The following is a 6,453-nucleotide window of genomic DNA, read 5'->3' on the forward strand; positions in this document are numbered from 1 at the left end:
CGGTGAAATATCCGGGCTAAGATGCCGCCCATGATGGACATTGTGATGGGCACCCTGTTGCTGGCGGGTGCGGCTCTGGCCTTGCAGCACAAGGAACAACGCCAGCGCGTGGCACTGCTGGGCACGCACCTGCGCCCCTACCAGCTGGAAAAGAACATGGAGGCGCTCAGCCGCGCCTACCTGCGCGCGCTGGACGAGCCCGAGCCCGCGCGGCGCGAGCAGATCTGGCAGCTGCAGGCCAACACCGAGCTGCAGCTGTGCGCCGAGCTGCAGCGGCTGGTGGATGGCCTGGCCCAGGTGCCCGCCGCGCAGCTGCAGGTGTGCCGCTGGCCTGTGCACCCGCCCTACGCCACGCAGTGGGCGGCGTCGGCCTGCTTTGACCTGCGCGCCCTGCTGGCCGCACACGCCCAGGGCTGGCGCGACACCATCGACAACACCGCCGGGCGCAGCCCCAAGGCGCGGGCCTACACCATGATGGCTGAGATGCTGCTGCTGCAGCACAGCTGCCACTGGTTCTGCAAGTCGCTCACGGTGGCATCGGCGCGGCTGCTGGCGCAGCACAAAACATCGCACGCGCAGGTACTGGAGGCGGTCTCGCCCGCCACCCGGGCCGCCTATCGGGGCATCACGGGGTACTGAAGCAGCAAGAACGGCGGGCAAGTGGCTCAGGTCTTGAACACCGCCACCGCCGCCACCAGCTGGTCGGCCTGCTGGCGCAAGCTGGTGGCCGCCGCCGCCGACTGCTCGACCAGCGCGGCGTTCTGCTGCGTGGTCTCGTCCATGCGCTTGACGGCCTGATCGACCTCGGCCACGCTCACGCTTTGCGCCGAGCTGGCGGTACTGATGTCGGCCATGAGGGTGGTGACGCGCTGGATGGCACCCACCACGTCGTCCATGGTGCGCCCGGCCTGGTCCACCAGCGTGGTGCCCTGGTGCACGCGGCTGACGCTGTCGGAGATGAGTTGCTTGATTTCCTTGGCCGCCTCGGCGCTGCGTTGCGCCAGGGTACGCACCTCGCCCGCCACCACCGCAAAGCCGCGGCCCTGCTCGCCCGCACGGGCCGCCTCCACCGCCGCATTGAGCGCCAGGATGTTGGTCTGGAACGCGATGCCATCGATCACGCCGATGATGTCGGCGATCTTGCTGGACGCGGTGTTGATGTCGCGCATGGTGTGTACCACCTGGGCCACCACCTCGCCGCCCTGGGTGGCGACCTGGCTGGCCTGGTGCGCCAGGGTGTTGGCCTCGCGGGCGTGTTCGGCGTTTTGCTGCACGTGGACGTTGAGCTGCTCCATCGAGGCCGCTGTCTCCTGCAGCGCGCTGGCCTCCTGCTCGGTGCGGGCCGACAGGTCGTTGTTGCCCTGGGCGATTTCGGCGCTGGCCTGGGCCACGTTGTCGGCATCGACGCGCACGGTCTTGACCAAGGTGGCCAGGTGCTTTTGCATGGCGGACAGCGCGTCCATCAGGCGGCCAATCTCGTTGCTGCCGTGGGGCGGGCAGGTCACGGTCAGGTCGCCCTGCGACACCGCCGTGGCCACGCGCACCGCCTGCTCGATGGGCACCGTGATGCTGCGCACGAACAGCCACGCCAGCCACAGCGCGGCCAGCAGGCCCGCCAGCTGCAGCGCCAGAACCAGGGCAATACCGCGCTGCAGGCCGCTCGCGCGTGCGTCCAGCTCGTGTTCCAGCACCACCATGGCAGCGCCGCTGAACTGGTACACGGTGTCGATGGAGCGGGTGAATTCGTCAAAATACTGGGTGGCCGGGTAGGTCAGCACCTCGGCGTTGATGAGCTGCTGGTCGGCCAGCTGCAAGGTCTTGTCCACCTGTTCGCCCACGGTGCGCAGCGGCTGGCCCAGCGCAGTCTGGAACGCGGGGTTGACGTGCGCCGCATGGCTGGCCTGGGTCATCATCTCGCGCTGCAGCTCCTGGGCGCGGTCGCGCAGGCCCATCAGGGTGCCTTTGCTTTGCGGCGGCAGTTCGGCCCGCGTGAGGAAACCGCTGCCCATGGCTCGCATGATGCCCAGCTTTTCGGCCAGCCAGGGCGCGTGCACAAAGGTGGACTGCATCAGGTCGTAGGTGTCCATCTGGTCGTCCAGCGACAGGCCGAACGCGTCCATCAGCTCGGCGTTGAAGGCCAGCAGCTGGGTGATGAGGCGGGTGTGGCGCTGGGTGCTGTCGGCCGCGCTCCACTGGCCGGCGGCCACGGCCTGCTCCAGCGTGGTCCACTGGCGCTTGAGATCGGCCCAGGTGGTGAGCAGCTCGGGGGCCGCCTGTGCGCGTGCCAGGGCTGCGTCCACCGCATTCATGGCTTGGTTGACGTTGTCGCGCACGGCCGGGCGGCGCTGGCGCAGGGCGTCGTTGCCCGACAGCATGCCCGACGACAGGCCGCGGTGCTGCTGCGCAAACTGCACCACTTTCTGCAGCGCCATCAGGGGCGCAAAGCCGCGCACCTCGTCTTGCGCCACGCGGATCTGCTGCACCGACTTTTGCACGTGCAAGAATGTGGGCACTGCCGCCATGAGCAGTGCAATCAGGCCCAGCACCACAAACTTGCGGGACAAACTCAGGCGATCCAGTAAAGACATGGGTGTGGCTCCAGGCACGTTGCGGAAGGTACGTATCTTACGGCAGCGGGCCGTCGCACTGGCGCCGCTGGAAAATGTTACCCAAAAATCAGTTATGAAATTTTTAGACTTTCCCGACTCCGACGAAGCCGACGACAACGCAACCCTGGTCGCGCAGCGCCACGCCGCCGCCCAGCGCAGCACGTGGATCAGCGTGGTGGTCAATCTGGTGCTGACGGTGTTGCAGATTGTGGTGGGCACGCTGGCCAAGTCGCAGGCGCTGGTGGCCGACGGCATCCATTCGCTGTCGGACCTGGTGGCGGACTTTGTGGTGCTGCTGGCCAGCCGCCACAGCCAGAAGGACGCCGATGCCGACCACCCCTACGGCCACCAGCGGTTCGAGACCGCGGCCTCGCTGGTGCTGGGCACTTTGCTGCTGCTGGTGGGGGTGGGCATGCTGTGGTCGTCGGTGGGCAAGCTGCAGGCGCCGGCGGATATTCCTGAAGTCAGCGTGCTGGCGTTGTGGGTGGCCGGGGCCACGCTGGTGGGCAAGGAGCTGCTGTTTCGCTACATGCTGGCCGTGGCCCAGCGCGTCAAGTCCAGCATGCTGGCGGCCAACGCGTGGCACGCGCGCTCCGACGCGGCGTCGTCGCTGGTGGTGGCGCTGGGCATCGGCGGCAACCTGCTGGGCTACCCGATCCTGGATCCGATTGCGGCGCTGATCGTGGGCCTGATGGTGACCAAGATGGGCGGCGAGTTCACCTGGGAGGCGCTGCACGACCTGATGGACCGCGCCGCCGACGATGAGGAGGTGGCCGCCATCCGCCAGACGCTGCTGGACACGCCGGGGGTGCGGGGCGTGCACGATGTGCGCACGCGCAAGATGGGCGACCTGATTGTGGTGGACGCCCACCTGGAGGTGCCCGCCGACCTGACGGTGGAGGCCGGGCACCAGATCTCGGTGGTGGCGCGCGACCGCGTGCTGCAGCGCCACCGGGTGCTCAACCTGCTGACGCACATCGACCCGTGGCAAAAGCCCGACCTGGACCACGCCACGCCACCACAGGCCGCGCCAGATGCCCCACCGCAGGCCGTGGCCGATACACCGGCGCCGCGCTGACGGCCACGGCCTCAGTCATCGTCACCGTCACCGCTCCAGGCCTGGCTCAGCGCCGGGCCGGAAATGAGGCCGTTGGGCGCCTGCTGCCACTCCCAGCCCCAGTACAACAGCGCACAGGCGGCAATCAACAGCGCCAGCCACAGGCGGTTGTGGCGTACTACGTCCGGCCCCTGGCCCGGGGTGCGGCCGCGCCACATGGGCAGGGCCAGGTTCTTGCGGCGCAGCAGGCTGAACAGCAGCAGCGCGCCCAAGTGCAGCAGCACCACCAGCAGCATGGCGTCGCCCGCCCACTCGTGGATCTCTTCCAACCACTCGCCGCCCACGTCGTTGAAGGTGGCCCAGCCGCTCAGCGTCAGGGGCACTGGCAGCAGCAGCATGGCCGCAATCGACAGCGCCAGCACCAGGTTTTGCCCCGGTTGCCAGTTGAAGCGGCCTTGCGCCAGCTGAGCGGGCCACTGGCGCAGCCACAGCAGGCCGGTGCTGGCCTTGTGCTGCAGCACCGACAGCCGCACCTGCCGCGGCCCCAGCACGCCGTACAGCAGCCGGAACACCAGCAACCCGGCCAGGGTGTAACCCAGCGTCACGTGCAGCGCGCGCAGGTGCTCGGTGTCGGCGGTGAGGTAGGCGCCAACAAAACAGAAGGCGAATAGCCAGTGGAACAGGCGTGTGGGCGCGTCGGTGACGCGGCGGCCTTGGCCGGACGGCGGGTGGTTGCGGTGCTGGGCCGGGTGTGGCGCAGCGGCGGGGGATGGGGTGGTGGTCATGGTCAATCGTCCTCCCAGAAGCGGCGGTAGCGGGCATCAAGCCCGGTGGGAAAGCGCAGGTGGTCGTCGTTGTAGTTGCCTTGTTCGGCGCTGGTGTGGCAGGCGGCGCAGTTGGCCGCGCTCTTGACCGAGGCGTGCTTCCACACGGCGGCGTCCAGCTGGCGGTGCTTGTGCTCGAACCACGCGCTGCGAGTGATGCGGTCTTGCGGTGGCGCCTGGGTGCCGGTGCGTTTGTAGGTACCGGCGTGGGTGTTGAGCCACTGCGCGATCTGCTTGACGCTGGCCTCGTCGAGCGAGGCGTCGGTGCCGTAGTGCTTGTCGAGCTGCGTCATGATGCGGCGCCACGAGGCCTGCGGCAGCATGCCGGGCGGATAGGCCAGGTGGCAGGCGGCGCATTCCTGCTGGTAGGCGGGCAACACCTTGGCGGGCAGCAGGTTGCTGTCGTCGGCGGCGGCACTGCCCACAGACAAGGCACCGGCCAGCAGCGCCACCAACGCACCCCACATGGGGCGCAGGGCAAGGGTGACAGAGGGGAATTTTTGCATCAGTGTGGCCCTCCTCACCGCTTCAGGCCGACCAGGTAGGCCAGCACATCGGCCTTTTCCACCGCCGTGCATTCGCGCTTGAGCACGTCCTTGCAGTTGCGGCGGAACCACTTGTCCACCTTGGCGGTTTCGGTGAAGGCCTTGGGGTTGAATGCGGGGGCCAACGGCGGGATGGCCTTGCCGGTGCTGGCGTGCTTGCCCTGTTGCGTGGGTGGCGTGCCATGGCACGAGGCGCACGACCACTCGCCGCCGTGCCTGGCGTTGAAGAAGCTCTGGCCGCGCGCGGCGTTGCCGAGCGCGCCGGCCTGTACGCTCCAGTGCTGCAACTGGGCGGCGGCGGAGGTGTCGGCGGCGTACACGGTGGCGCCGCCCGCCAACGCGGCACCGGCCAGCAGCGCAGCGGCCCAGGTGTGCCAACGCCCGAAGCGGTGGATCTGCATGTCACTCTCCTTGTGGGGTGGCCCCGCAACCGGGGCATGTGAACCATTGTGCAATCGCCACCATGAACCCAGGCTGAAGGTGTTGTTCATGCGCCGTTCATCTGGCCACGCCAAAAATCCGGTTCCTTGACATCCTCCTCGCCACTCATGGCGAGGATTCCCGCTTCACAGAACCCCGCCCATGCCTCAACGAGACACAGGACTTACAGCTTCTCCACGGGCTGACACCGCCAATCCGGCGGCCAATATGTTGCGTGCGGCGTTGATGTCCCGGTCATGGTTCGCACCACAGTCGGGGCATGTCCAATGCCGCACGTTCAAGGGCATCTTTTCCACTGTGTACCCGCAGTCGCTGCAACGCTTGGACGACGGGTACCAGCGGCCGATCTTGACCACCTCGCGGCCATACCATTTGGCCTTGTATTCGAGCTGGCGCACAAATTCGGCCCAGCCCGCATCACCGATGGATTTGGCCAGCTTACGGTTCTTTTTCATGTTGCTAACGGCCAGCGTCTCGACGGCGATCACTTGGTTTTCGTGGATCAGCCGGGTCGAGAGTTGGTGCAAGAAATCCTTGCGGATGTCGGCGATCTTGGCGTGCAGCTTGGCGACTTTGAGCCGCGCTTTGGTACGGTTCTTGGAGCCTTTCTTCTTTTTGGCGAGTTGGCGCTGGAGTTTCGCCAATTTCTTCTCGTGCTGGCGGAAGGCGTTGGGCGCTGCAATCTTCTCGCCCGTCGAAAGGATGGCGAAGTGAGTGAGGCCCAGATCAATGCCCACTTGGTTGAGTGCTTCCGGTTTGGTGTAGACCACGTCGTCGCACAGCAGGCTGACGAAGTAACGGCCCGCCGCGTCTTTCGATACCGTGATGGTCGTGACCTTCGCACCTTGCGGAATCTGGCGCGACCAGCGCACATCCAGCGGTGCTTCCATCTTCGCCAACTTCAGCGACTCTCCATCCCAGCGGAACGCGCTGGCGGTGTATTCCGCCGACTGGTGGCCGCCCTTGCGCTTGAACTG

General features: G+C 67.1%; 7 protein-coding genes. 2 read left to right on the top strand and 5 right to left on the bottom strand.

From position 1 onward, the window contains the following. The first annotated feature begins 30 nt into the window (after positions 1-30). A complete protein-coding gene (locus CON76_RS12095) occupies positions 31-639 on the top strand; it encodes a hypothetical protein (protein WP_101103654.1) in 609 nt (202 codons plus the stop codon). 26 nt (positions 640-665) lie between these two features. Here CON76_RS12095 and CON76_RS13735 read toward each other — a convergent pair whose 3' ends face one another. Continuing rightward, positions 666-2,588 (bottom strand): methyl-accepting chemotaxis protein, encoded by a 1,923-nt coding sequence (locus CON76_RS13735; RefSeq protein WP_101103644.1) that lies wholly within the window; start codon positions 2,586-2,588, stop codon positions 666-668. Positions 2,589-2,682: 94 nt separating this feature from the next. Here CON76_RS13735 and CON76_RS12105 point away from each other — a divergent pair, with 94 nt between their 5' ends. Continuing rightward, positions 2,683-3,687: a cation diffusion facilitator family transporter gene (locus CON76_RS12105; RefSeq protein WP_101103646.1), complete on the top strand. Its 1,005-nt coding sequence runs from the start codon at positions 2,683-2,685 to the stop codon at positions 3,685-3,687. 11 nt (positions 3,688-3,698) lie between these two features. Here CON76_RS12105 and CON76_RS12110 read toward each other — a convergent pair whose 3' ends face one another. The 4 genes from CON76_RS12110 to CON76_RS12125 all read right to left on the bottom strand — a co-directional run. Next, a complete protein-coding gene (locus CON76_RS12110; protein ID WP_101103648.1) occupies positions 3,699-4,451 on the bottom strand; it encodes a cytochrome b/b6 domain-containing protein in 753 nt (250 codons plus the stop codon). A gap of 2 nt (positions 4,452-4,453) precedes the next feature. Next, a complete protein-coding gene (locus CON76_RS12115; protein ID WP_101103650.1) occupies positions 4,454-4,996 on the bottom strand; it encodes a diheme cytochrome c in 543 nt (180 codons plus the stop codon). 14 nt (positions 4,997-5,010) lie between these two features. Further along, entirely contained in the window at positions 5,011-5,436 is a 426-nt protein-coding gene (locus tag CON76_RS12120; RefSeq protein ID WP_101103652.1) for a DUF1924 domain-containing protein, read from the bottom strand. 186 nt (positions 5,437-5,622) lie between these two features. After that, positions 5,623-6,453, bottom strand: an 831-nt coding sequence (locus tag CON76_RS12125) for an RNA-guided endonuclease InsQ/TnpB family protein (RefSeq protein WP_145995449.1), incomplete at its 5' end; no start/stop codon positions are given.

This window comes from Macromonas bipunctata, from assembly GCF_002837135.1.
GTDB lineage: Bacteria > Pseudomonadota > Gammaproteobacteria > Burkholderiales > Burkholderiaceae_C > Macromonas_A > Macromonas_A bipunctata.

What these genes read in the sequence shown, in the direction of transcription:
- CON76_RS12095 (WP_101103654.1), top strand. Translation starts at nt 31, where the DNA reads ATGATGGACATTGTGATGGGCACCCTGTTGCTGGCGGGTGCGGCTCTG.
- CON76_RS13735 (WP_101103644.1), bottom strand. Translation starts at nt 2,588, where the DNA reads ATGTCTTTACTGGATCGCCTGAGTTTGTCCCGCAAGTTTGTGGTGCTG.
- CON76_RS12105 (WP_101103646.1), top strand. Translation starts at nt 2,683, where the DNA reads ATGAAATTTTTAGACTTTCCCGACTCCGACGAAGCCGACGACAACGCA.
- CON76_RS12110 (WP_101103648.1), bottom strand. Translation starts at nt 4,451, where the DNA reads ATGACCACCACCCCATCCCCCGCCGCTGCGCCACACCCGGCCCAGCAC.
- CON76_RS12115 (WP_101103650.1), bottom strand. Translation starts at nt 4,996, where the DNA reads ATGCAAAAATTCCCCTCTGTCACCCTTGCCCTGCGCCCCATGTGGGGT.
- CON76_RS12120 (WP_101103652.1), bottom strand. Translation starts at nt 5,436, where the DNA reads ATGCAGATCCACCGCTTCGGGCGTTGGCACACCTGGGCCGCTGCGCTG.